This window comes from Streptomyces sp. NPDC002926 (assembly GCF_053591755.1).
Window position 1 is genome coordinate 41,606 of the sequence record NZ_JBSFUK010000030.1, and the last position, 23,531, is coordinate 65,136.

The 23,531-nt window shown below is 69.8% G+C and carries 20 protein-coding genes and 1 pseudogene; 7 read left to right on the forward strand and 14 right to left on the reverse strand.

Features of this window, described 5'->3' with window-relative positions; genetic code table 11:
* The first annotated feature begins 295 nt into the window (after positions 1–295).
* From ACWDZ6_RS28700 to ACWDZ6_RS28710, 3 genes are all read left to right on the forward strand, one after another.
* The gene (locus ACWDZ6_RS28700) at positions 296–3,769 is read left to right on the forward strand and encodes a DNA polymerase III subunit alpha (RefSeq protein ID WP_451505148.1); all 3,474 of its coding nucleotides are present in this window, start codon (positions 296–298) and stop codon (positions 3,767–3,769) included.
* Positions 3,766–4,761 carry a DNA polymerase Y family protein gene (locus tag ACWDZ6_RS28705; protein ID WP_451505149.1) on the forward strand — a complete coding sequence of 332 codons (996 nt, stop codon included), beginning with the start codon at positions 3,766–3,768 and terminating at the stop codon, positions 4,759–4,761. The genes ACWDZ6_RS28700 and ACWDZ6_RS28705 overlap by 4 nt, the downstream gene beginning before the upstream one ends.
* A gap of 130 nt (positions 4,762–4,891) precedes the next feature.
* Positions 4,892–5,782, forward strand: coding sequence for an esterase/lipase family protein (locus tag ACWDZ6_RS28710; protein WP_451505150.1), 891 nt, complete (start codon positions 4,892–4,894; stop codon positions 5,780–5,782).
* 77 nt (positions 5,783–5,859) lie between these two features.
* Here ACWDZ6_RS28710 and ACWDZ6_RS28715 read toward each other — a convergent pair whose 3' ends face one another.
* The 3 genes from ACWDZ6_RS28715 to ACWDZ6_RS28725 form a co-directional block, all read right to left on the reverse strand.
* Positions 5,860–6,870, reverse strand: coding sequence for a lytic polysaccharide monooxygenase auxiliary activity family 9 protein (locus ACWDZ6_RS28715; RefSeq protein WP_451505151.1), 1,011 nt, complete (start codon positions 6,868–6,870; stop codon positions 5,860–5,862).
* A 575-nt stretch (positions 6,871–7,445) separates the two neighbouring features.
* Complete coding sequence (locus tag ACWDZ6_RS28720; protein WP_451505152.1) at positions 7,446–7,910, reverse strand: hypothetical protein; 465 nt, start codon at positions 7,908–7,910, stop codon at positions 7,446–7,448.
* Positions 7,911–8,096: 186 nt separating this feature from the next.
* Positions 8,097–8,252: a hypothetical protein gene (locus ACWDZ6_RS28725; RefSeq protein ID WP_451505153.1), complete on the reverse strand. Its 156-nt coding sequence runs from the start codon at positions 8,250–8,252 to the stop codon at positions 8,097–8,099.
* Between the two features lie 314 nt (positions 8,253–8,566).
* On the opposite strand from ACWDZ6_RS28725, the gene ACWDZ6_RS28730 reads away from it, so the two are divergent.
* Positions 8,567–9,625 carry a VWA domain-containing protein gene (locus ACWDZ6_RS28730; protein WP_451505154.1) on the forward strand — a complete coding sequence of 353 codons (1,059 nt, stop codon included), beginning with the start codon at positions 8,567–8,569 and terminating at the stop codon, positions 9,623–9,625.
* Positions 9,626–9,771: 146 nt separating this feature from the next.
* Here ACWDZ6_RS28730 and ACWDZ6_RS28735 read toward each other — a convergent pair whose 3' ends face one another.
* Together ACWDZ6_RS28735 and ACWDZ6_RS28740 are read right to left on the reverse strand one after the other, a co-directional pair.
* A complete protein-coding gene (locus ACWDZ6_RS28735; protein ID WP_451505155.1) occupies positions 9,772–10,530 on the reverse strand; it encodes an MBL fold metallo-hydrolase in 759 nt (252 codons plus the stop codon).
* Positions 10,531–10,628: 98 nt separating this feature from the next.
* Positions 10,629–11,606, reverse strand: a complete 978-nt coding sequence (locus tag ACWDZ6_RS28740; RefSeq protein WP_451505156.1) for a GlxA family transcriptional regulator — start codon at positions 11,604–11,606, stop codon at positions 10,629–10,631.
* 590 nt (positions 11,607–12,196) lie between these two features.
* Between ACWDZ6_RS28740 and ACWDZ6_RS28745 the strand changes: the two genes are divergently transcribed.
* The gene (locus ACWDZ6_RS28745; RefSeq protein ID WP_451505157.1) at positions 12,197–13,096 is read left to right on the forward strand and encodes an aminoglycoside phosphotransferase family protein; all 900 of its coding nucleotides are present in this window, start codon (positions 12,197–12,199) and stop codon (positions 13,094–13,096) included.
* 126 nt (positions 13,097–13,222) lie between these two features.
* On the opposite strand, the gene ACWDZ6_RS28750 is transcribed toward ACWDZ6_RS28745, so the two are convergent.
* Both ACWDZ6_RS28750 and ACWDZ6_RS28755 read right to left on the reverse strand, forming a co-directional pair.
* Positions 13,223–13,711 carry a DUF402 domain-containing protein gene (locus ACWDZ6_RS28750; RefSeq protein ID WP_451505158.1) on the reverse strand — a complete coding sequence of 163 codons (489 nt, stop codon included), beginning with the start codon at positions 13,709–13,711 and terminating at the stop codon, positions 13,223–13,225.
* Positions 13,692–14,612 (reverse strand): GNAT family N-acetyltransferase, encoded by a 921-nt coding sequence (locus ACWDZ6_RS28755; protein WP_451505159.1) that lies wholly within the window; start codon positions 14,610–14,612, stop codon positions 13,692–13,694. The genes ACWDZ6_RS28750 and ACWDZ6_RS28755 overlap by 20 nt, the downstream gene beginning before the upstream one ends.
* A gap of 70 nt (positions 14,613–14,682) precedes the next feature.
* Between ACWDZ6_RS28755 and ACWDZ6_RS28760 the strand changes: the two genes are divergently transcribed.
* Entirely contained in the window at positions 14,683–15,057 is a 375-nt protein-coding gene (locus tag ACWDZ6_RS28760) for a GntR family transcriptional regulator (RefSeq protein ID WP_451505160.1), read from the forward strand.
* 332 nt (positions 15,058–15,389) lie between these two features.
* Here the strand turns inward: ACWDZ6_RS28760 and ACWDZ6_RS28765 are convergent, their stop codons facing one another.
* The 5 genes from ACWDZ6_RS28765 to ACWDZ6_RS28785 form a co-directional block, all read right to left on the reverse strand.
* The gene (locus ACWDZ6_RS28765) at positions 15,390–16,484 is read right to left on the reverse strand and encodes a DUF5925 domain-containing protein (protein WP_451505161.1); all 1,095 of its coding nucleotides are present in this window, start codon (positions 16,482–16,484) and stop codon (positions 15,390–15,392) included.
* Between the two features lie 86 nt (positions 16,485–16,570).
* Positions 16,571–17,371: a polysaccharide deacetylase family protein gene (locus ACWDZ6_RS28770; RefSeq protein ID WP_451505162.1), complete on the reverse strand. Its 801-nt coding sequence runs from the start codon at positions 17,369–17,371 to the stop codon at positions 16,571–16,573.
* On the reverse strand, positions 17,368–18,375 hold the full coding sequence (locus tag ACWDZ6_RS28775; RefSeq protein ID WP_451505163.1) for a glycosyltransferase family 2 protein: 1,008 nt from the start codon (positions 18,373–18,375) through the stop codon (positions 17,368–17,370). The genes ACWDZ6_RS28770 and ACWDZ6_RS28775 overlap by 4 nt, the downstream gene beginning before the upstream one ends.
* The gene (locus ACWDZ6_RS28780; RefSeq protein ID WP_451505164.1) at positions 18,372–19,268 is read right to left on the reverse strand and encodes a glycosyltransferase family 2 protein; all 897 of its coding nucleotides are present in this window, start codon (positions 19,266–19,268) and stop codon (positions 18,372–18,374) included. Before ACWDZ6_RS28780 ends, ACWDZ6_RS28775 begins: the two co-directional genes overlap by 4 nt.
* A 345-nt stretch (positions 19,269–19,613) precedes the next feature.
* Positions 19,614–20,069: a hypothetical protein gene (locus ACWDZ6_RS28785; RefSeq protein ID WP_451505165.1), complete on the reverse strand. Its 456-nt coding sequence runs from the start codon at positions 20,067–20,069 to the stop codon at positions 19,614–19,616.
* A gap of 164 nt (positions 20,070–20,233) precedes the next feature.
* Here ACWDZ6_RS28785 and ACWDZ6_RS28790 point away from each other — a divergent pair, with 164 nt between their 5' ends.
* Entirely contained in the window at positions 20,234–21,043 is an 810-nt protein-coding gene (locus ACWDZ6_RS28790) for an SGNH/GDSL hydrolase family protein (RefSeq protein WP_451505166.1), read from the forward strand.
* A gap of 8 nt (positions 21,044–21,051) precedes the next feature.
* Here the strand turns inward: ACWDZ6_RS28790 and ACWDZ6_RS28795 are convergent, their stop codons facing one another.
* Both ACWDZ6_RS28795 and ACWDZ6_RS28800 read right to left on the reverse strand, forming a co-directional pair.
* Positions 21,052–22,740 carry a serine/threonine-protein kinase gene (locus tag ACWDZ6_RS28795; protein WP_451505167.1) on the reverse strand — a complete coding sequence of 563 codons (1,689 nt, stop codon included), beginning with the start codon at positions 22,738–22,740 and terminating at the stop codon, positions 21,052–21,054.
* A gap of 42 nt (positions 22,741–22,782) precedes the next feature.
* A pseudogene (locus ACWDZ6_RS28800) lies at positions 22,783–23,531 on the reverse strand (nickel transporter); the annotation flags it as partial.

Below are 23,531 nucleotides of genomic sequence, written 5' to 3' on the forward strand. Positions count from 1 at the left end.
AACCCGGAGGGAACGAGGGCAGCCCGCGGGTCTCACCCTTGGCGTCCGGGACGACCACGTCCACGACGATCACGGTGCGCTGCTGTGCCTTCCCGGCCCGAATGATGACCTCGTCGAGGAAGTCCGGGCGAGGGTCGTCCTGTGCCCGAGTCATGGTCCCGCGCTCCGTGGCGCACGGTGTTCACGCAGGTGGGGCAGGGGCGGATGGTCGACGGAGCGGGTATCGCACGAATGTTCGAAACTTGGTCTATGGTGGAGGTGGGGGAGGTGAGACGGACAGATCCAGGAGGTGCGGGTGCCCGGGTTCACGCATCTGCACACCGTTTCCGGGTTCTCCCTGCGCTATGGGGCCTCGCACCCGGAGCGGCTTGCCGAGCGCGCCGCCGAGCGGGGCATGGACGCCCTCGCTCTGACCGACCGCGACACCGTCGCGGGCGCGGTCCGCTTCGCCAAGGCCTGCGACAAGGCCGGGGTGCGGCCGCTGTTCGGTGTGGATCTCGCGGTGGGCGAGCGGGCGCGCAAAGAGGGACCCACCGAGCGGCGGCGCACCCCGGTGCGCGGCGGGGCGTTCGTGGACGAGTCCGCGCCCCGTACCGTCTTTCTCGCCCGGTCCCGTCAGGGCTGGGCCGAGCTGTGCCGCATGGTGACCGTCGCCCACGCGGCGGACGGCGGCGGCCCGCTGCTGCCCTGGGGCGAGAACCACGGCGATGGACTGACCGTGCTGCTCGGCCCGGCCTCCGAGATCGGCCGGGCACTGGCCGCGGGACGTCCCGACCGCGCGGCGAAGCTGCTCGTGCCCTGGCAGGAGCGCCACGGCGGCCGGCTGCGCCTCGAGGTCGTGCACCACGGCCTCAAGGGCACCGGCCCCGGCTCGCTGCGGCATGCCGCCCGCACCCTCGGCTTCGCCGCCGAACAGGGCGTACGGGCCGTGCTGACCAATGCCGTCCGGTACGCCGACCAGGGACAGGGCCCGGTCGCCGATGTCCTCGACGCGGCCCGCCGTCTCGTCCCGATCGACCCGCGAAAGGGCCTCGACAGCGGGGAGCGCTGGCTCAAGGACCCGGCAGGGATGGCCCGTACCGCCGAGCGGGTCGCCGAAGCCGCCGGCTTCCGGCGCGACACCGCCTACCGGCTGCTTGCCATGACGGAGGAGACGGCGGCCGAGTGTCTGGTCGACCCCGAGGACGATCTGGGGATCGGTGCCGTCCATTTCCCTGAGCCGCATCTGGTCGGCGCGGGTCTGCGCACCCCGCAGCGGGTGCTGGCCTCCCGCGCCGCCGCCGGAATGGTGCTGCGCGGCTATGACGGCCGCCGGGAGTACTGGGAGCGGATGCACCACGAACTGGACATCATCGCGCACTGGGGTTATGCCTCGTACTTCCTGACGGTCGCTCAAGTCGTCGACGATGTGAGGGAGATGGGCATCCGGGTCGCCGCGCGCGGCTCCGGGGCCGGCTCGCTCGTCAACCACCTCCTCGGTATCGCGCACGCCGACCCCGTAGAGCACGGGCTGCTGATGGAGCGCTTCCTTTCCAAGCGGCGCGCCGTGCTGCCCGATATCGACATCGACGTCGAGTCCGCCCGCCGGCTCGAGGTCTACCGCGCGATCATCGGCCGCTTCGGCGAGGAGCGGGTCGCGACCGTCGCCATGCCCGAGACCTACCGGGTGCGCCATGCGGTACGGGACGTGGGTGCCGCGCTCTCCATGGACCCGGCCGAGATCGACAGGATCGCCAAGTCCTTCCCGCACATTCGCGCCCGCGACGCCCGCGCCGCCATGGAGGAACTGCCCGAACTGCGCGAGGTGGCAAGGGAGCATCTGCGGGAAGGGGCGCGGTACGGCCGGCTGTGGGAGCTGGTCGAGGCGCTGGACGCGCTGCCGCGCGGGATCGCCATGCACCCGTGCGGGGTGCTGCTCTCGGACGCCACGCTCCTCGCCCGTACGCCGGTGGTGCCCACCAGCGGCGAAGGCTTCCCCATGTCGCAGTTCGACAAGGAGGACGTGGAGGACCTCGGGCTGCTCAAGCTCGACGTCCTGGGGGTGCGGATGCAGTCGGCGATGGCGCACGCGGTCGCCGAGCTGCGGCGGGCGACGGGGGAGGAGCTCGACCTCGACGACCCGGAGCAGGTGCCGCCGGGCGACCCTGCGACGTACCGACTCATCAAGTCCACCGAGACGTTGGGCTGCTTCCAGATCGAATCGCCGGGCCAGCGCGATCTGGTCGGCCGGCTGCAGCCCTCGACCTTCGACGACCTGGTCGTCGACATCTCGCTCTTCAGGCCGGGGCCGGTCGCGGCCGACATGGTGCGGCCGTTCATCGAGGCCCGGCACGGCCGGGCGGCCGTCCGCTATCCGCATCCGGATCTGGAAGGACCGCTGAAGGAGACGTACGGAGTGGTCGTCTTCCATGAGCAGATCATCGCGATGGTGCACATCATGACCGGCTGCGGTCTGGACGAGGCCGACCGGGTGCGGCGCGGGCTCTCCCACCCCGAGTCACAGGGGAAGATCAAGGTCTGGTTCGCGCGGCACGCGGAGGCGAAGGGGTACGGGCCGGAAGTGATCGCCCGTACCTGGGAGATCATCGAGGCTTTCGGCTCGTACGGCTTCTGCAAGGCGCACGCGGTGGCCTTCGCCGTGCCTACGTACCAGTCGGCGTGGCTCAAGGCGCACCATCCGGCGGCCTTCTACGCCGGGCTGCTCACGCACGACCCCGGGATGTACCCGAAGCGGCTGCTGCTGGCGGACGCGAGGCGGCGCGGAGTGCCGGTGCTGCCGCTGGATGTGAACCGGTCTGCGGTCGCTCACCGAATCGAACTGGTGTCTGATGGCGGGCCTGGGCCTGGGGTGTGGGGGCTGCGGCTCGCGCTCTCGGACGTCCATGGCATCAGCGGGGTGGAGGCGGCGCGGATCGAGGCCGGGCAGCCCTACTCCTCGCTGCTGGACTTCTGGCAGCGGGCCCGTCCGGGGCGGCCGGTCGCCGAACGGCTGGCCCAGGTCGGCGCGTTGGACGCCTTCGGCGCGAACCGGCGCGATCTGCTGCTGCACCTCGCCGAACTCCACCGGGGCCACCGGGGTTCCGGGTCGGGTTCAGGGGCGTACGGAAGTCAACTCCCTCTGGGCGACGGGCAGAAGACAGCCCCGGTCGGGCTCCCGGACCTCGGTGACGCGGAACGCCTCAGCGCCGAACTCGGCGTCCTCGGCATGGACGCGTCCCGCCACCTGATGGACGATCACCACGCTTTCCTGAAGGAGCTGGGAGTGCTTTCCGCACAGCGGCTGCGCACGGCACGGCACGGGCAGACGGTGCTGGTCGCGGGTGCGAAGGCGGCTACCCAGACACCGCCGATCCGGTCCGGCAAGCGGGTCATCTTCACCACGCTCGACGACGGTACGGGCCTGGTCGACCTGGCCTTCTTCGACGACAGCCACGCCGCGTGCGCGCACACCGTCTTCCACTCCTGGCTGCTGCTGGTGCGCGGGGTGGTGCAGCGGCGCGGACCGCGCAGCCTCAGCGTGGTCGGCGGGGCGGCCTGGAACCTGGCCGAGCTGGTGGAGCTGCGGCGCACGGGTGGGCTCGACGCGGTCGCGGCGCGACTGGCCGCGCCCGTACCTGTGGAAGGGGATGGGCCGGGCGACAACGGCCGCCGGATCCAGCTGCCGACGGGCTATGAGCTGAACCCCTGGGCGGACCTTCAGCCGCCGGGTGAGAAACAGGCCGCCACCGGACGGAAGTTGTGGCACCAGAGCCCTGGGAGCGCGGGATGATCCTCTATGTACGCTTCCGGCAGCCGCCGCCGCGTGAGGCGGGGCGCGAGGCGGGTGGCGGGGTCGAGGCGGCGCTGCCCGTGCTGCTCGGCCTGGCCGAGGACATCAGCCCCGTCGTGCAGGCGCTCCCGCCGGACGCCGCGCTCATCGATGTACGGGGCGCCGAGCGGTACTTCGGACGGGACGCGGCCCAGCTCGCCTCGCTGCTGCGGGTGCGGGCCCTCGCGCACTGCGGGGTGGACTGCGTGATCGGGGCAGGACCGAGCCCGATGCTGGCCAGGATGGCGGCCCGGCAGGCCACGCCAGGGACGACCCTGGTGGTGGCGGACGACGAGGCGGCAGGATTCCTGGCCGGCAAACCGGTCGCCGCGCTGGACGGGGTCGGGACGGCGACGGCCCGCACCCTGTGCGCGTACGGCCTCGACTCCATCGGCAGGGTCGCCGGCGCGCCGCTCGCCGTACTCCAGCGGATCGTCGGTGCGCGCGCCGGGCGCGAGTTGTGGGAGCGGGCGCACGGCATCGACCGTACGAAGGTCGTCCCGAACGCCGCGGCGCGCTCGATTGCCGCCGAACGGGCCTTTACGCGCGATGAGTTGGATCCGGTTCAGCACCGCAGGGCGCTGCTCTCGATCGCCGGGGAACTGGGGCTGAGGATGCGCGGGGAAGGCCAGGTGTGCCGCTCGCTGAGCCTCACCGTGCGGTACGCCGACCGGTCGACGACCACGCGTGCGCGCGCCCTGCGCGAGCCGACCGCTCACTCCATGGCGCTCACCGGCGTCGCGTACCGGATCCATGAATCGCTCGGCCTGCAGCGGGCCAGGGTGCGGAGCCTGTCGCTGCGCGCGGAGGATCTGACACCTGTCGAACGGGCCGCGCGGCAGCTGACATTCGACCCCGCGGACGAACGGGCGCGGCGGATCGAGGCGGTGGCGGACCGGGCGCGGGCCAGGTTCGGGCCGCAGGCGGTCGTGCCGGGCTCACTCGCCGCGTGACACTTGCTATTGACACATATTCAGTTTTTACCGGCACGTAACTTCCATTCCTTCGTTACTCGTGCGTAAGTTAGCGGCAGCACCACATACCAGCCATCGCTACTCCCTTGAGCCGCAAGGAGACTGCTCGATGCTGCTCTGGAAACGTGCCCTCAGACCGCTGGCCGCCCTGTTCCTGGCCGCGGCCGTCACCCTCACCCCCGCCGCCGCCGCGCACGCCGATTCGGCCAATGCCGCTTCTGCGAATGCGGAATCCGCTCCCCACAGCGGATGGAACAACTACTCTTGCAAGCCCTCCGCCGCCCATCCCCGCCCCGTCGTCCTGGTCCACGGAACCCTCGGGAACGCCGTGGACAACTGGCTCGCCCTCGCTCCGTACCTGGTGAACCGCGGTTACTGCGTCTTCAGCCTGGACTACGGGCAGCTCCCCGGCGTGCCGCTCTTCTACGGCCTCGGCCCGATCGACAAATCGGCCGAGCAACTCGACACGTACGTCGACAAGGTGCTCGCCGCGACCGGCGCGTCCAAAGCGGATCTCGTCGGCCACTCCCAGGGCGGCATGATGCCGCGCTACTACCTCAAGTTCCTGGGCGGGGCCGACAAGGTGAACACGCTGGTCGGCCTCGGGCCCGACAATCACGGCACCACGCTGAGCGGACTTACCAAGCTGCTGCCGTACTTCCCCGGCGCCGAGGATCTGCTCAACGCCGCCACCCCGGGGCTGGCCGACCAGATGATCGGCTCCGCCTTCCTCACCAAACTCAACGCGGGCGGCGACACCGTGCCCGGCGTGCACTACACCGTCATTGCCACGCGCTACGACGAGGTCGTCACCCCGTACCGCTCGGCGTACCTGGTCGGACCGGACGTGCGCAACGTCCTTCTCCAGGACCTGTGTGCGGTCGACCTGTCGGAGCATCTGGCGATCGGGCTGTTCGACCGGATCGCCTATCACGAGGTGGCGAACGCGCTTGACCCGGCGCATGCGACGCCGACGAATTGCGCGTCGATCTTCTCCTGAGATCCCTCAGAAACGCGCGACTGCGGTCCGTTTCCCCTCGGGGGAGCGGACCGCAGTCGTGTCTGCGCTGCTGACGGTCAGCGGCCGTGACGCCCGCCGGCTGCTGTCCTGCGGCGGGCGGTGCCGAACATCGCGGCGGCACCGATGGCGAGGGCGGCGGCGCCGCCGACGGCGATGTACGGGGTGTTGCCGCTGCCACCGGTCTCGGCGAGGTTCTCGCTGCCGGCGTCCGGTGCGACGGCGGGCTCGGTGGCGGCGCCGTTGGCCTCGGGGGCATTGACCGCCGGCTGCTCGACCGACGGCTCGGCCGTGGTGGCCGGAGCCGTCGAGTGCTCCGAATGCTCGTCGCCGCCATGGCCGTTGTGGTCGACCGTGGACTTGTCCGTGCCGTCCGCGATCTCCTTGTCGGAGGGGGCGGAGGCGACCGGGGCCGCACCGCCGGCGCTGCCGTTGTCCTTGCCGAAGACGACGTCGGAGCAGGTGTAGAAGGCCTCGGGGGAGTCGGAGCGCTGCCAGATGGAGTAGATCAGGTGACGGCCCGACTTGTTGGGGACGACGCTGTCGAAGACGTACTCACCGTTCACCAGCTTGGGGTTGGTGACCTTCGCGAACGGCTTCGCCTCCAGGTCCGACCACTTGAGGGCCTTCGACGGGTCGTAGCCGTCCTTGGTGAGGTACAGCTCGAAGGAACCCTTGTGCGGAGCCGTCGCCTTGTAGTGGAAGGTGTGATTGCCGGAGGCGAGCTTGGAGGACGGCCAGTCGCCGCGGGGCAGGTCGAGACCCTTGTACTTGTCACGGCCGGCGCTGCACAGCTTGCCGTCCGGGATCAACGTCTTGTGATTGCCGGCGGCGTTGGCGATGTTGACTTCGTTCCAGTCGTAGAAGGCCTGCGTCCCACTGGCCGCGACCGCCGCCTTGCAGGCTGCCGAGTCCGGGCTCTCCGGCCCCTCGGCGAAACAGGCGGACACCCGGCTGACCGGGTCCGTCATCGACCCGTGCGCAACGGCCGGAGCGGCAGCCAGCCCGGCCAACGCGAACGGCGCGAACCCGAGGGCGGCGACCGAGGCGACCATACGGCGAGCGGTCATGGTGACGTTCTCCTTCAAGCGGCATATGGGGGGACCCGGGGCAGGCTCGAACGGGCGGTGCGGCCCCCCGTCGGACTACTGCGCCGACTGTTCGAACCGGCCCCGGCGATCAGCAAGCTAGCCGCTGGGAACGTCGAAATCGCCTGTTGGGAGGGGGTGATGGCGATCCTTATGGTCGCTTTAAGGGGGAGGTAAGAGGGGGCTTAAGGAACGCTGCGGAGCGCGTACGGCTGACCACGGGATTCGGCGCTCAGTTGTCCGCGGCCGTCCATGGGGAGTTGCCTCGTGCCGCCGTGCTGGCTCCCCGTTCGGCTCCCTGCTTGGCTCCCCACAGGAGAGGGCTGGAGTCGGCACCACGCGTGGGTAAGCACTGAACGTCCGCGAGTATCTCGGGCCCGAGAGAGGCTGGGTCTGCGTCGGGGATCCCCGTCCAGGCTCGCCTGCACGGGGACGGGCTTGCTCCTTGCGCCCGGAGACGTGGGCCGATTGCCCCGAGACCAGGGCGCTCCCAGGGATGTCGCGCAGGCCTGAGGCTGCGCCGACCCACCAATCAGGTCAGATGGCCGCGGCGAAGGTCACGGCTGCTGATCCCACGCGGTCACCAGGCCGTAGGTGACCAGACCGAAAACAAGGTGCGGTACCACGTCCGAGGCCCAGTCGCCGGCTGACCAGGTGCGAGGATCGCTGATCCCGAGGCGGGCAATCGGCACGTCGGCGACGACCATCACCAATGCTCCGGTGAGAGGCCCTCCCAACCACAGGGGCATCCGAGCGCCTGCCCGGTGGACCAGCGCTACAGCGGCGCCCGCCCCGCACCCCACGGCGACACCCGTCACCGCTGCGAGACCGATGAGCCGGTTGCCCTTTTCGGCCGATTCCCGGAGCGGAAGCCCCACCCGGGTAGCGATCGTGTCCACCAAAGTTTCCGGCACACTGCTGGCGGGCCTGCCGCGCAAAGCCATGTCGGCATAGGACACGGCGTTCAATGCGGTCGTCCCCGCGGCCCCCGCTGCGCAGCCGCGCACAATGGTTCGGATCATGCTCCACGCAATCCCCGCGGCTGCCCGCACCCAAACAGCCACAGCACCGGACCACTCGGATCACGGACGACGTGCGGCCGACTGGACGGGTCGACCGGACAGGCCCTCCGGTGTCCGCCGCCCCACTCGCGCCCCTGAAAATCCATCCCGCTCGCTGAAGAAGCGTGAGCGACTCCCCTGGCACCGTCACGGGCCCGGTGCCCGCACCTCGCCCACGCCGCGAAGGAGACCGACGCGCAACCGCAGCACCAGCGAAAGCCGGCAGGCGAGGTCTTGCTGCGACAGCGCGCCATCGAACTGGAGTTCATCGAACCCGAACACAGCGACGACGCCCGCCGCCACGCCCGCCCCTACGGCTGGAGCTGATGGTCCGACGTCGCTGTGCACTATGCGACGGACCCCGACGATGCCCTCGACCTCTACGGCGCCCGGCTGTGCCGCTACGCGGTCCAGCGCATCGCGTGGACGTGAGGAAGAAGGCGGGGAACGGCCTGGGCAGGCCGCGTGCTCGGAACACGGGCGTCCGGCTCTCACCGCTGCCTCCCGCCCTGGGTCGGCCGCGGGGGCGGCGGGTGATCGTCCGTCAAGCTCTGTTGTCAGTGCCTCCTCATAGTGTGGAGACATCACTCGGGGAGCCTCGGCGAAGGAGCAGAATCGTGTCCGCCAACAAGATCCAGCACAAGGTGAATCACGTCGCGCTGGTAGTGGACTGTTCGGGTTCCATGCATCAGCACCAGAGCCAACTCGTCCGCGTCGTCGACGAGTTCGTGGCGGGCTTGAAGTCCGAATCGGACAGCCTCGGTCATGAGACCCGGATCAGCCTCTACTCCTTCGACCACAAGGTGGAGAACCTGGTCTGGGACATGGACGTGAAGCATCTGCCGTCCATGCGGGGTCTGTACAAGGTCAACAATGGCGCTACGGCCCTCATCGAAGCCTCTCTGAAGTCCCTGGACGACCTGGGCCACATCTGGGAGGCGTACGGCGAGCACAGCTTCCTCCAGATCGTGGTGACGGACGGCGAGGAGAACGCCTCCGGCGGCGACAGACGGCACGACGGCGACATGGCCATCCTCGGCTCCTGGCTCGACAGGATCGCGGCGAAGATGGGTGCGCTTCCGGGCCACTGGACTTCCGCCATCCTCGTTCCGAACTCCCTGGCGAAGCGAACCGCCCAGAACTACGGCTTCCCGGCCGGAAACATCGCCATCTGGGATGCGGATTCCCAGGAGGGTGTCGAGGAGGCGATCGGTACCGTGCGCGCTGCCGCCACCAGCTTCCTCCGTGGCCGCGAGCAGGGCGTGCGCGGCACTAAGAATCTGTTCGCGGTCGGCCAGGACATATCGGTCGACGACGTGCGGGCGAACCTCGAACCGGTCCCGGCCGACAGGTATCGACTCCTGAAGGTCGACACGGAGGTCGAGATTCGATCCTTCGTTGATTCGCATCCGGGCGTGACGTACGAACGCGGGTCGTGTTACTACCAGCTGGGCACCCGGGTTCAGGTTCAGCCCGACAAGGAAGTCATCGTGGTCGAGAAGGACACTGACCGCGCATACACGGGCGACGCGGCACGCAGTCTTCTGTTCGGCACTGGTATCCAAGGCACCGTCTCCGTGAAGGCGGGGCGTAATCCCAAGTTGGAGGTATACGTGCAGAGTCGTTCGGTGAACAGAAAGCTCAAGCCGAAGACACGTCTGCTCATCATGCTCTGAAATTCACGAGAAGGGCGTAGAGCAGGTGGTCCAGGGCCAGTTGTGAAGGGCCGGCCAGTCGTGGACCTCACCCGATGTCGGTTCCGCGAGCACGGTCGTGCACGGCCCGGGCCCCTGTCCTGGCGGAGATCCAGGCGCATGGCCGGTCAGGCCACGTCGTTCTCCGTGCGGGTGGCGATCCGCCCGGTTGCTTCGAGCCGGGACAGGCGGCGGTGTTCCCGGGCGGCCCAACGTCGGACCCGGTCGGGCTCCAGCGGGGCGCCGTGTCCGACGTGAAGTCTGGTGGGGTTGAGGGCGAGCATCTTTCGCAGGCTGGCGAGGTTGCGCAACGGATCGTCGTGGAAGGGCGGGTTGGCCGGCCTGCCCGGGATGAGGCCCATGAAGGAGTTGGCGACCAGGTCACCGGCGACGAGATCCCCATGGTCGGTGAGGACGGAGATCGATCCGGCGGTGTGTCCAGGGGTAGGCATGATCCGGCCAGCGATCCCGAAGTCCTCCAGACTCGTCTCGCCCTGGATCAGAACGCCGGGTTCGACGGGTTCCACCTGGGCATGGAGGTCTTTGTTCCGGTCCATGACGCGGCCCATCGGGCCGGTGGGCAGGTACGGTGCGCGGACTCGGCCGGTGCGGAACGGTCCAAGGTCGGCGACATGGCCGGCGACCGGCGCCCCGGTGAGGCGGTGCAGCTCGGCGGCGGATCCGAAGTGGTCGATGTGTCCGTGGGTGATGACGATCAGCGAGACGTCGGAAGGGTCCACTCCGTGCTCGGCGATCCGGTCGCGGATCCGACGGCCGCTGCCCGGTGTCCCGGCGTCGACGATCACCGGCCGCCGGCCCAGGAGCAGGTAGGCGTTGATGGCGGTCCGGCCCATGACCGGGATGGGGATGATCTTCGTTCGGGACATCGTGTCCTCCGAGGTGTGGTGGCTGCCCGTGCGGGCATGCCTGGGATCCGCCGGGCGGTGATGGGCGGTGATGGGCGGTCGGCGGGCGGTGCGCTGATCTAACGGAAGCGGCGACGGTATTCGGCGGGAGTGGTCCCCAGCCGGCGCTGGAACGAACGGTGCAGGGTCTCTACAGAACCGAGGCCGCAGCCGGCAGCGACCTCCGGCAGGCTGCGGTCGCTCTCCTCCAGCAGCCGGCGGGCGGCTTCCAGGCGAGCGGACTCCACGTAGGCGGCGGGCGTGGTGCCGGTGCGCCGGTGGAACAGCCGGGAGAAGTGGCGCACGCTTACGTGCAGCCGTGTGGCCAGAGCATCGGTGGCGAGATCCGCGGTGAGGTGTTCACCGATCCACACGCGCAGGTCGTCGATCCGGTCGCCCGTGGAGGCCGGTACGGAGAGCGGCACACTGAACTGGCTCTGGCCGCCGGAGCGTTTGACATACATGACCATCATCCGGGCGGTGGCCAGGGCGAGATCCTGGCCGTGGTCCTCAGCGACCATGGCCAGTGCCATGTCCATCCCCGATGTGATACCGGCGCAGGTCCACATGTTGCCGGCCCGGATGAAGATCGGGTCCGGATCGACGGTCACCTGCGGGTGCTCGGCGGCCAGTTTCGCCGCGGTGAGCCAGTGGGTCGTGGCGGACAGGCCGTCCAGCAGGCCGGCCGCGGCCAGCAGGTGCGCGCCCGCGCAGATCGAGCCGGTCCGGTGGGCCCTCGGCGCCGCTTCACGCAGCCAGTCCGTGATCCTGCCGTCGAGCACCGGCTCCACACCGTCCTCGCCCAGGCTGACCGCGCCCGAAACGAGCAGGGTGTCCACTCGGCCGTTCACCTCGTCAAGGGTCAGGTCGGCCATCAGCCGGACGCCGCTGGAGGTGGCCACCGGACCGCCGTCGGCTGTCGCGATCTGGACGACGTAGCCGGGCCGGCCGGTGCCTGCGACCCGGGTGGTGACTGAGAACACCTCAGCCGGACCTGTGACGTCGAGCAGTTCGACACCCGCGAAGGCGACGATGACGACTCTGTGCGGTTCGAGCATGCGCTGATCGTCTCGCCCCATTGCAGCGACCGCAATGACTATGTTCTGTCAGATTCGGCCATCGGCAGGCAACAAGGCTCCAGAACGGAGCTGACTGCGGCGGAGAGTCGGACCTGCAGAGTCGCCCGTCAGTCAGCTGACATCTGCGCGAATCGGGTCATCCAGGATGAGCGGCGCCCGTAGCGCAGCGACGTGACAAGCACCCTCGGCCGCCCAAGCCCGACCCGGATCCTTCGGAGACGGGCGGGCCGGCGGCGCAGCGCAGGTGCGACAGCGCGCGGCGACCTCGTCCGTCCCCGGCCGAGGTCGCACCGTTTGATGACCCGTCAGAGTCTTCAACGCCGGCGCCCCATGAGGCGCCGGCGTTGATCCCCCGTTCGGCTTAATGCTTTGTGACGCGCATTAAGCTGGTTGGGAGACTAGTCGGACATGCATCCACGACGCAACACAGGCCTGACAGAGCGACCACCTCACGGCTCGGCCGCCAGGCCACGGAAATGAGTTGACGGGCCGCATCCCGAACCGTTTGCATCGACCTGGACCTGCCACCCGACATCACTCCCCCCGTCACTCCGCCTCAGAAGGTGCTCATGTGCGCTGGCAAGATGCATGCCGACGAGGTCGACATCGACGAGTCGCTCGTGCGCCGATTGCTCGCCGCGCAGTTTCCGCAGTGGGCGGACCTTCCCGTCGAGTTGGTCGACTCCGCAGGCACGTGCAACGCCATGTACCGGCTCGGCGAGGACATGGCCGTGCGACTTCCCCGCGTCGAGTGGGCCGTCAGTGATGTGGAGAGGGAGTACCAGTGGCTGCCGCGGCTTGCCCCACCGCTCCCGGTTGCCATTCCTGTCCCGCTCGAGAAGGGAACGCCCGCGGAGGGCTACCCCTGGCCTTGGTCCGTCTACCGCTGGCTCGACGGCGAGAACCCGGCCATCGGCCGCATCGCCGAACCCGCGAAGCTCGCAAAGGACTTGGCGGAGTTCGTAGCCGCGCTGCACCGGATCCATCCCGTGGACGGGCCTCCCGCGGACCGCGGCGTACCCCTGGCGGTGCGGGACGCTCCGACGCGGTCCGCGATCGAGGAACTGCACGGGATCATCGACACCGACGCGGCGAGTGCCGCGTGGGATGCGGCCCTGCGGGCCCCCGAGTGGACCGGCCCGGCCGTATGGGTCCATGGAGATCTGCAACCCGGGAATGTGCTGACAGCCCATGGACGACTCAGCGCCGTCATCGACTTCGGGTGCCTGGGCGTGGGTGATCCGGCCGTCGACCTGATCGTGGCGTGGAGCCTGCTGACCGCCGACACGAGGGATGTCTTCCGCGTCGGCCTGCAGGTCGATGACGCGACCTGGGCGCGAGGTCGCGGCTGGGCGCTGTCGATCGCGCTCATCGAGCTTCCGTACTACCGGGACTCGAATCCGGTGATGGCGGCCAACGCGCGACACGTGATCCACGAAGTACTCGTCGATCACGAGCACGCCCCGTAGCGAAGGACCGAGGACCGGACTGGAGCGGAGTCGGGGCGGTGGCGCTCCGGCCGGGCGCCGCCGAGACGCATGCGCAGGAACGGGCTCTCGAGGCGTCCCATACCGCAAGCGGCTCGCCGGCTACCGTCAGCTGTGATCGAGCAGATCGGTCAACTTGCCTCTGTGAGCCAGGAATTCCAGCTCGTCCAGGGCCCGGACCGCATGCTCCGCCGCCTCCGGGTCGCGGGCCGCGAGCCCGCTCGCCTCGAACTCGTCCTCGTCCAGGCGCAGTACGGACGATGCATCCGCCGACACCCACAGATCGAGGTCCAGGTCCTCGACCACCAGCTCGCCGCTGTCGAGGACGGCAGGACGGGTGATGTCGCAGTACCAGCCCTTCAGCGTGCCGTCGTCGGTACGGACCTCCTTCACCGCGTACCAGCGGTCCCGCCAGTAGTACTCGGTGAAGACATCGCCCGGCTCGAACCGTACGAAGCCGAAGTCGCGCGCCCCCGCGCCCGCCCACGGCGCACGGACCGTGACACGGTTGCCGTCGTCCGCGACCAGCTCGGCGGGATAGCGGATCTTGGTCTGACCGGCCTTGACCAGCCGCACCTCAACCGAGGGTGCGGACATGACGTACCTCCGTCGCGCAGATTTCGTAGCCGAACCACTTGTTGACCGCCAGCATGGGGCCATTGTCCGCGTCATTGCTGGTGAACGCATCCGTGTAGCCCGCAGCGCGGGCGCGGCGCAGCGAGTCGGTCTTGGCGAGCTTCGCGAAACCCCGCCCGCGATGGGCGCGCAGCGTGCCCGTCATGCCGGACATATAGCGGGCGCTGCCGTCCGACTGGGCCGCTGTGAACGCAGCGATCTCGCCGTCCACCAGCACGACCGTGCTCAGCCCACGGTCCAGCAGCGGGTTGTTCCAGGTGTGGCTGATCCAGTCCTCGTAGTCGTCGAAGTCCGTGCTGATGTCGCTGGGCTCGTCCGAGGTGGCCTCGGCGTCCGCCCTGAACATCGGCCGCGGATCGGCCTCGAAGTGGGCGGCGGTACGCAGCTCGACGCCCGCGGGCAGCTCGGGCATTGCCGGCAGCGTTCCGTTCGCCAGGTCAAGACGCTGGAAGTGGGCCGGACGGGTCGGCCGGTAGCCGTGCTTCTCCGCGAAGGCGCGGGACTCCGGATCATCCATCGCCCAGGCGTAGACGGTCTTCGCGCCCTCGGCCGTCAGATGCTCCTCGGCGGTGCGCAGAATCAGCGCACCCGCGCCACGGCCCCGGTGATCGGGGTGGACGTGCGGAGTGACGAACGACTGACCCGGCTCGCTGGAGTCGTACGCGATGCCGGCATGGGCCGTGCCGATGATCTCCCCGTCCTTCTCGGCGATCAACAGCCGGTACTTCTTGGCCGGGTTGGCGGACTCCACACCGAAGACGACGGCTTCGGGCGTGCTCACCATGTAGGGGAGAGCGGCACGCCTGACGCGGGACACCGATGCGGCGTCCTCGAGGCGGAAATCACGGACGATCAAGGTCATGGGTAGGGACGGTACGGGCCCGCCGGGTGGCGGCGCCTCTCATTTATGGGCGGTGGGGGAGAATCGGTGGGTGACCTTGAAGATCGCCATTGATGCCGATGCGGATGTCGCTCCGTACGAACAGCTGCGTACCCAGATCTCCGGGCAGGCGCGCTCGGGCGCACTGCCGGTGGGCTACAAGCTGCCGACCGTGCGCGGGCTCGCCGAGGGCCTCGGGCTCGCCCCCAACACCGTCGCCAAGGCGTACCGCGCGCTGGAGACCGACGGAGTGATCGAGACCCGAGGCCGGAACGGCACGTTCATCGCGGCTGCGGGCGACGCGGCCCAGCGCCGGGCGGCCGCGGCCGCGGCGGTGTACGCCGAGCAGGCGCATCGCCTGGGCCTGACCCGCGCCGCCGCGCAGTCGGCGGTGGAGGACGCACTGCGCGCGGCGTACGGGAAGTAGGCGGACGCCGACGCCTCTTGCCGCACCGGGCTCATGCGATCGGGCTCATGCGTCTGCGCTCAGGCGTTCGGGACTCACGCTGAGCGGTAACGAGGCCGTCGGCCGGCGCCGCTCGGACTCGCGCTGAGCGGTAACGAGGCTGTTCGGCCGGCGCCGGCCGGACTCGCGCCGTACGAACGCGCGGTGCCGACCCGCGCGTCCGGCCCTCTCCGTACGAAGGCACGCCGTACGCGCGTCGTCCGGCTCGCGGTGTACCACGGCGGGGTGCCATGCCGACGCCGTACGACGTCGTACGGCGCCGACACGTCGCGCTCACGACGCGCCACTCCCGCTCACAGATACAAGCCCGCGTCCGCGCCGTCGTGCTGGGCCGGGACCGAGGCAGGGCTGTTGCCGCGGCGCAGCGCGTACAACTCGGCCAGCGTCGCGCCCTCGCGGCCCAGGCCCTCCTCCGTGCCCAGCCAGTTCACCGACTCCTTGCGGGTCAGCGAGCCCACCTCGATCCGGGCCAGACAGCGCCCCGGGCGGACTACCGCCGGGTGGAGGCGTTCCAGGTCCTCGTTGGTCGTCACGCCCACCAGGACGTTACGGCCCTGGCCCAGCAGGCCGTCCGTGAGGTTCAGCAGCCGGGACAGCGCCTGGCCGGCGGTGTGCTTGGCCTCGCCGCGGATCAGCTCGTCGCAGTCCTCGAGCAGCAGCAGCCGCCAGCGGCCCTTCGATGTGCCCTCGTCCTCGCCGATCGCGATGTCCATCAGATAGCCGACGTCGTTGAAGAGCCGCTCGGGGTCGAGTACGCAGTCGACCTGGCACCAGTCACGCCAGGAGCGGGCCAGGGTCCGCAGCGCCGAGGTCTTGCCGGTGCCCGGCGGGCCGTGGAGCAGGAGCAGCCGGCCGGAGATGTCGTCCGGCGTGATCTTCATCAGCTGGTCCATCGCATCGGCCACCGGAGCCGTGTAGTTGGGACGGACCTCCTCCCAGGTGCCCGCGGCGATCTGGCGCGTGGTGCGGTGCGGACCGCGCCGTGGCGAGACGTACCAGAACCCCATGGTGACGTTCTCCGGCTGCGGTTCCGGCTCGTCGTGGGCGCCGTCCGTCGCCTGGCCAAGGACCTTCTCGGCCAGCTCGGAGCTGACCGCGGTGACCGTGACGTCGGCGCCGCGGTTCCAGCGGGAGACCAGCAGCGTCCAGCCCTCGCCCTCGGCGAGAGTGGCGCTGCGGTCGTCGTCGCGCGCGGAGCGCAGTACGGAGGCGGCCGGCGGCAGCAGTGTGGCGCCGGGCTTGACGCGGTCGATGGTGGAGCTGTGGGAGTGCGGCTGCTCGCCCGTCGCGAAGCGACCGAGGAACAGCGCGTCGACGACATCCGAAGGCGAATCGCTGTCGTCGACGTTGAGCCGGATCGGCAGAGCGTCCTGAGGCTTAGCAGACATGCGCCCATGATCTGGCACGGGGCCGCCGAACGCACGGTGTTTTGACCGGTGGCGTGCCCGGGGGCGGCCCGCGGCCGGTTCCCGCATCAGCCACCGGCCCGGCTCAACAGCCCGACGGTCCTGCGGGCCCCGCGCACCAGCGCGTATCCCTTGGTCAGCGCGCGGTCCTTGGCGAAGTTCCGGGCGATGGATCTGCCGACGACGAGCCGCTCGAACTCCTCGATGTCCGTGCCGCGCCGGACGGTCACCCGCTCCAGGGCGTACGGGCCCTGCCTGCGCACGGCGAGTGCGTTGCCCACGGCGAGCGACTGCGCGAAACCGGCCGCGCGGACCGTACGCCGTACCCGGCGGCTGGAGTAGCCGTAGGGATACGCGAAGGAGACCGGTCTGGCGCCCAGTTCGTCGGCGATGATGTCCCGGCAGCGGACCGTCTCGTACCAGAGCCGGCCGTTGTCGAGCTGGTCGAGCTGGGGATGGGTGTGGGTGTGGCCGCCGATCTCCATGCCGGCGGCGGCCAGTTCGCGCACCTGGTCCCAGTCGAGCATGGTGTCGAGCGCACCGCCCTCGTGGTGGACGCCGCGCAGCCACCCCGTCGAGACGAACAGCGTCGACGCGAAGCCGTGTTTGGCGAGGACGGGGAGGGCGTGCCGGTGCACACCCTCGTAACCGTCGTCGAAGGTGATCACCACGGGGCGGCGCGGCAACGGACCGCCGCCCGACCGCCAGGCGGCGCCCAGCTGCGCGGCGGTGACCGGCGTGAACCTGCGCTCGCCGAGCAGCTCCATCTGCTCGGCGAAGGCGTCGGGTGAGACGGAGAGGCCGAACGCGGCCTTCGCCGGGCGGTGTCCCACCGCGTGGTACATCAGGATGGGTACCGGCTGGTTCATCCGGGTTCACCTCGCGATGCGGCAAGGGGACCGGACGAGAACGTGGCGCCGCCCCGGCGGGCCCGTACGCTCCCCACCACATAGCCGCCCGCCGCCGCCGCGACCCCGGTGACGATCGCGCCCGCCCGGCCCGCACCGCCGCGCCGCCCCAGCACCATGTCGCGCAGCCCGCGCACGACCCCGGCGGGCAGGACCCGCGTGGTGTATCGGCGCTCGGACTCGAGTCCCTTGGCTGCGCCCACACTCCGGGCCACGAGCGCCTTGGAGAGGCCCTCGGCGTAGGCACGGGTGCGGAAGTAGCCGAACCGCTCCCGGACGGCGGGGACCTTGTGGTGGATCACCGCGCGGTCGTCGATCAGGAGCACCGCGTCCGGCAGCGCCTCGGCGAGCCGGATGCACAGTTCGGTCTCCTCGCAGCCCAGCGGCCGTTTGTCGCCGTCCCTTCCGATTCCCGTGGCGAAGCCGCCCGAGGCGTCGAAGGCGCTGCGCCGGAAGGAGGCGTTGCCGCCCAGCACATTGCGGACGCGTACTTTGCCGTGCGGCAGTCCCCGGTAGGTACAGCCGACGACCCAGTCGAACTCCTCGGGGAACCAGACCGGTCTGCGGCCCGAGGCCCAGGCGGCCATCGTCCGCCCGCCGACGGCCATCACCGACCGGTCGTCGTACCCCTCGGCGAAGTACCGCAGCCAGTCACGCTCGGCCACGGCGTCGTCGTCGAGGAAGGCGACGAACTCGCCGCGGGCGGCGGCGATCCCGGTGTTGCGGCCCGCGGAGAGGCCGCGGGGGCCCGCGTTGGCGAGCACCCGCACCTCCTCACGTTCTGCCGCGCTTTCCTTGTACTCCTTGCCGAGCCGTTCGAGCAGCGCCGGGTTGTGGTCGACCACGAGCAGCGTCTCGAGCGCCGGCAGTGACTGCGCCCGCACCGAGTCGACGGCCGCCAGGATGTCCTCCCAGCGGTCCTCGGTGTAGACGCAGATCACCACGGAGAAGGCGCGGTCGCTCAAGATGCCTCTCCCCGCGGAATCCTGAGGCTGAGCGTCGCCGATGCACGGCGGCGGGCTGCTCTTCGCACGCCTTTCTCCTTGAGGATCACTCTGAGGACCCGCAGTCCGTCCCGTACGGCGCTGAGGTTGCTGACGCCGTGGATGCGGAGGTACTCATGGCTGGGGACCTCCTGCACCCGCAGCCCGGCCTTGACGACCCGGATGTTCATCAGGGTCTCGATCTCGAAGCCGGTGCAGTCCAGCGTGACGCTGTCCAGGCAGCGCTTCCAGAAGGCGTTGTATCCGTAGCAGAGATCGGTGTAACGGGCCCCGAACTTGGCATTGACGACGGCGCACAGCACCCAGTTGCCGAGCTTGCGGATCGGAGTCATGTCGTCCGTGCCGCCGCCGTTGGCGAAGCGTGATCCCTTGGCGAAATCGGCCCCGGACACCAGTGCGGAGACATACGAGACGATCTCCTGGCCGTCGGCGGAACCATCGGCGTCGATCATTACGATGATGTCGCCGGTGCAGGCGGCGAATCCGCTGATGAGGGCATCCCCTTTGCCCTTGCCGACCTGCTTGACGACCTTGACGTCCGGCCATAGTTCGCGGGCCACCTGGACGGTGTTGTCGCTGGAATTCCCGTCGACCAGAACGACTTCATGAATCCAGTCGGGAAGGGTCTTGAACACGTACGGAAGATTCTCCGCCTCATTCATGGCGGGGATCACGACGCTCACGGGCGGAGTGATCGCGAGATGCGAGGAGATCGGGCGGTAGTTGGCGGATATTCGGCCGACTCCGTTCACCGGTCCTTCCGGATCGATGGCTGTTGTGGCGCTGTCCCCATGGTGCGACGGTTCGGTGAACGGATCTTGCCCCGGAGCGGCCGGGCGCAGGACTGAGCTCATGAGTCTGTTTCCCTCTCCACCGGTGGACCGCCCGCCCCCGGGCAGTCCGGATGAGTGTCCGGTTCGAAAGGGGGGTACTTCTCACCCCGGCCATGACGGCATAACGCTCCCTGTCTGGTGGGTGAGCTGGAAAAACTGGCCGCGCGGCGTACGGCTCGGAATGAGCGCGAAAACCGAGCACGGCACCCCCCTACCGCGCTCCGCTCCGGATCCATCGCGACGCTTGAGCCCTCCCCTAGAGCCGCTTTGCATGATGAACCGTTGCGGGTGGATGTACGACGGTATTGATGAATAAGACTGTATGGCAAGACCTGAAGCATGACCCCGCTTTTTTACTTTTTTGTTCTACTTCAGCGGTCGGATGCGGAACCGTCCCGATCGGATCTTCTTGATCCCTTTCATCAATCGATCAGCGGGATTGGTGAGTTCCGGCTTCCGCATTTGCCGGCCGAGTGCCCAGAGGAAGAGCAGAGCGGTGATCGCGGCCACCGCAATGATCCCGCCGCCGACCGTCAGGGTGTGCAGGGACGACCTGGTCTGAGCGACCAGCAGATCGATGACGAGCGCCCCTGCCGCGGCGGTGACGGCGCGGGCCGCCGGGGCCGGCCGTGACAGCACCGCGGCGATGCCGCAGGCCGGTCCGGCGAACACGAAGAAGAGGATGAACGGCGCGCGCAGCGGCGACCGCACGTCGGCGAGCGCCAGCGCGACGCCCACTCCGGAGATGGCGACCGCGACGCCCGCGAGCACCGGCAGCAGGTCTGTCCGGACAGTTGCCGGCTTGTCTCTGATCGTCCGCATGACCGACTCGCCCCCCAACGCGTCGGATGTCGAGTCTCAATGCTGCGCAGTCGGCGACGCTCCGTCAAGGAGCTCTCACGGAATCTTCTTGGCATGGACACTTCCGGTGAAGTATGGGGCCTGCTACGAAAGTTGTGGCAGAGATCCTGCTAAAGGGAGGTTCCATGAAACTGTCCCGAATCGCGGCATTCTCATCCTCACTCCTCCTCGGCGCCGTCCTCGCTCTCACCGGAGCGGGCCAGGCGCAAGCCTCGGAAAGCGCCCTGGCGCTGGACTATGTGGCCCTCGGAGACTCCTACTCATCGGGTCTCGGGGCCGGTGGTTACGACAGCGCAAGCGGCGACTGCAAGCGCAGCACCCGTGCCTATCCCAGGCTCTGGGCGGCCGCGCATTCACCCTCGTCGTTCGCGTTCACCGCTTGCTCAGGCGCTCGTACGGGTGATGTCACGGCCGGTCAGCTCGCCCCGCTCAACTCCTCGACCGACCTCGTCTCGATCACCATCGGCGGCAATGACGCAGGCTTCGCCGACGTCATGACGACCTGCGTCCTGCAGTCCGAATCCACCTGCGTCAACCGGATCAACCAGGCGAAGAGCTACGTCGACTCGACCCTTCCCGGCAAGCTCGACTCGGTCTACTCGGCGATCAGATCGAAGGCCCCGGCGGCCCAGGTCGTCGTCCTCGGCTACCCCCGCTTCTACAAGCTCGGCGGCAGTTGCATCGCCGGACTGAGCGAGAACGAACGGTCCGCGATCAACGGGGCCGCGGACTATCTCAACGCCGCCATCGCGAAGCGCGCCGCCAACCACGGCTACGACTTCGCGGATGTCGCCCCCGCCTTCACCGGACACGAGATCTGCTCCGGGTCGGCCTGGCTGCACAGCGTCAACTGGCTCAACATCAGCGAGTCCTACCACCCCACCGCGTCCGGACACTCCGGCGGCTACCTGTCCGTCTTCGCCTCCCACGCCTGACCTCCCGGTCAGCCCGACCCCGTCGTTCCGTAGGTGTTCGGCGTGTAGGAGGCCCCATCCGTCGGGGTCTCCTGCTCACATGTCACCGAGAAGTCGATCCAGTCGGAGCGCACCTCGACCGGACTCCGGATCTCCACCCGGATCCGGTCGTGGTGCGTCTCGTTCGCTCTGTAGGTCAGCTCGATGTGGTTGACCTGCCGCTGCTTGCCGCCCCCCGCTTCGAAGTCCAGCGTCTTCCAGCCGGAGTCGGAGCTCTCCCCGCTCCTGGTCGCCCAGCGGTATTCGACAGCCGCGGGAGTGCGGCCGACCGTGATCGTCGCCCGGAAGGCCGGCGCCTCCGCCTCGGGCGGCGGACAACTGCCCGAGTAACTTCCGTGCACGGTCCGGACGTACACCTTCACACTCTGCGGCGGCGTGTGCGCACCGCCGCCGTTGCCGCCGTTGGACCCATGGCCCGCGTTGGCCGACCCGCCGTCCGTACCACCACCGCCGGTACCGCCATCGCCCGTGCTGCCGCTGTCCGTTCCGCCGCTCGGGGTGCTGCTGCCGGGACTGGCGGGGCCGGCATTCCCGCCCGCGGGCGCCGTGCTGCCGCTGTTGTCCGATCCGCCCGGGTTCCTGTCCTTGTTGACCAGAGCCCATGCGAGGCCGCCGATCGCGAGGAGCAGTACCGCCGCACCGGCGACCAGCACCGTGGCCGCCCGCCGCGAGCGGTCGTGCGGCACACCCGTCGTCGCCGTGGCCGTGGCCGTGGTCGCGGGCGTCGGCGGCGGACCGAACTGCCCGGGCACCGGGGCCGGTGCGGCGGCCGAGGCCGTCACCGCAGGGCTGTACGGACCGGGGGAGGGCGGCGGAGCGGTACGCGCGCCGCCACCCGCGCCCACCACCCGCAGCAGATGCTCGGCCTCCTCCGCCGGGAGGCGGTCCGCCGGATCCTTGCGCAGGAGTCCCGCGATGACCGGCGCCAGGGCGCCGGCCCTGCGCGGCGGCGGCAGCTCCTCGTCGACGACGGCGCGCAGCGTGCTCAGCGGAGTGTTCTGCCGGAAGGGGGTGTTGCCCTCGACCGCGGCGTACAGCAGTACCCCGAGCGACCACAGATCCGACTCGGGCCCCGGAGTGCGCCCCAGCGCGCGCTCGGGCGCGAGGAACTCGGGAGAGCCGATCAGCTCGCCCGTCATCGTGAGATTGGAGGTTCCCTCGACCGTGGCGATCCCGAAGTCCGAGAGGACCACCCGGCCGTCGTTGGCGATGAGTACGTTCCCGGGCTTCACATCGCGGTGCAGCACACCCGCCTCGTGCGCGGCGCGCAGGCCCGCGAGGATCTCGGCGCCGATGTGGGCCGCGCGCTGCGGGGTGATCGGACCCTCCGCGTCGAGCACATCGGAGAGCGCGAGCCCGCGCACCAGCTCCATCACGATCCATGGCCGGCCGTTCTCGGTCGCCACGTCGTAGACGGTCACCACATTGCGGTGCGAGATCCGGCCCGCCGCCCATGCCTCCCGCTCCAGGCGTGCGTAGAGCCGCCGCTCGTCGGCATCGCCGAGACCGGCGGGGGCGCGGACCTCCTTGACCGCGACATCGCGTATCAGCACTTCGTCACGGGCCCGCCACACGGCGCCCATCCCGCCCTCGCCCAGCGGGCTCAGCAGGCGGTAGCGCCCCGCGACCAACCGATCATCGCCCGGCACTTCGCTCACAGCGAGCCCCCATCCGTAGCAGAGCAACTACCCCAAGTTAGCTCACGCAAGGGCTGTTGCCGCCCCCTTGAGCGCCAATCCGCATCCGAGGGCGAGCACCACGCACGCCGTGCCGAGCGGCAGTACGCGCTGCACGGAAGAGAACATCCTTCCCTTGCGCAGGCTCCGTTCGCCGAGAAGGCGGGAGGCGCGTTCGCCGAGCCGGACGGCTGCGAAGCCGGCGGCGGCGAGGGTGAGGGCGAGGCCGGCGCCGTACGCGAGGACGAGCAGCAGACCGAACCAGGCGCGGCCCAGAGCCGCGGCGCCGACGAGCACGACGACGGCGGAGGGGCTGGGGACGAGTCCGCCGGCGAAGCCGAGCAGGAGGGTGGAGCGGAAACTCAGTGGGCGGTGGTCGTGGGTGTGGCCATGGCTGTGACCGTGCCCGTGCCCGTGCCCGTGGCTGTGTCCGTGGTCGTGGTCGTGACTGTGGCTGTGCCCGTGGCTGTGTCCGTGCGCATTGCCGCGGTTCCGCCAGGCTCTGCGCACCAGCACCGCTCCCGCCACGGCCACCAGCGCACCGCTCGCGACGCCCAGCCACGCCACCACGGACGGCGCGGCCGCCGAGCCCGCTGTGATCAGCGCGCCGAGCGCGAACACTCCGAGCGTGTGCGTGACCGTCACCGACGCGCCCAGCGACAGGACGTCGCGCAGGGAGTTGCGCCCGCCGGCCGCCGCGGCTGCCGCCATCACGGTCTTGCCGTGGCCCTGGCGACGGCGTTGCTGCTCGGTGCGCTGCACGCGCTCGCGCC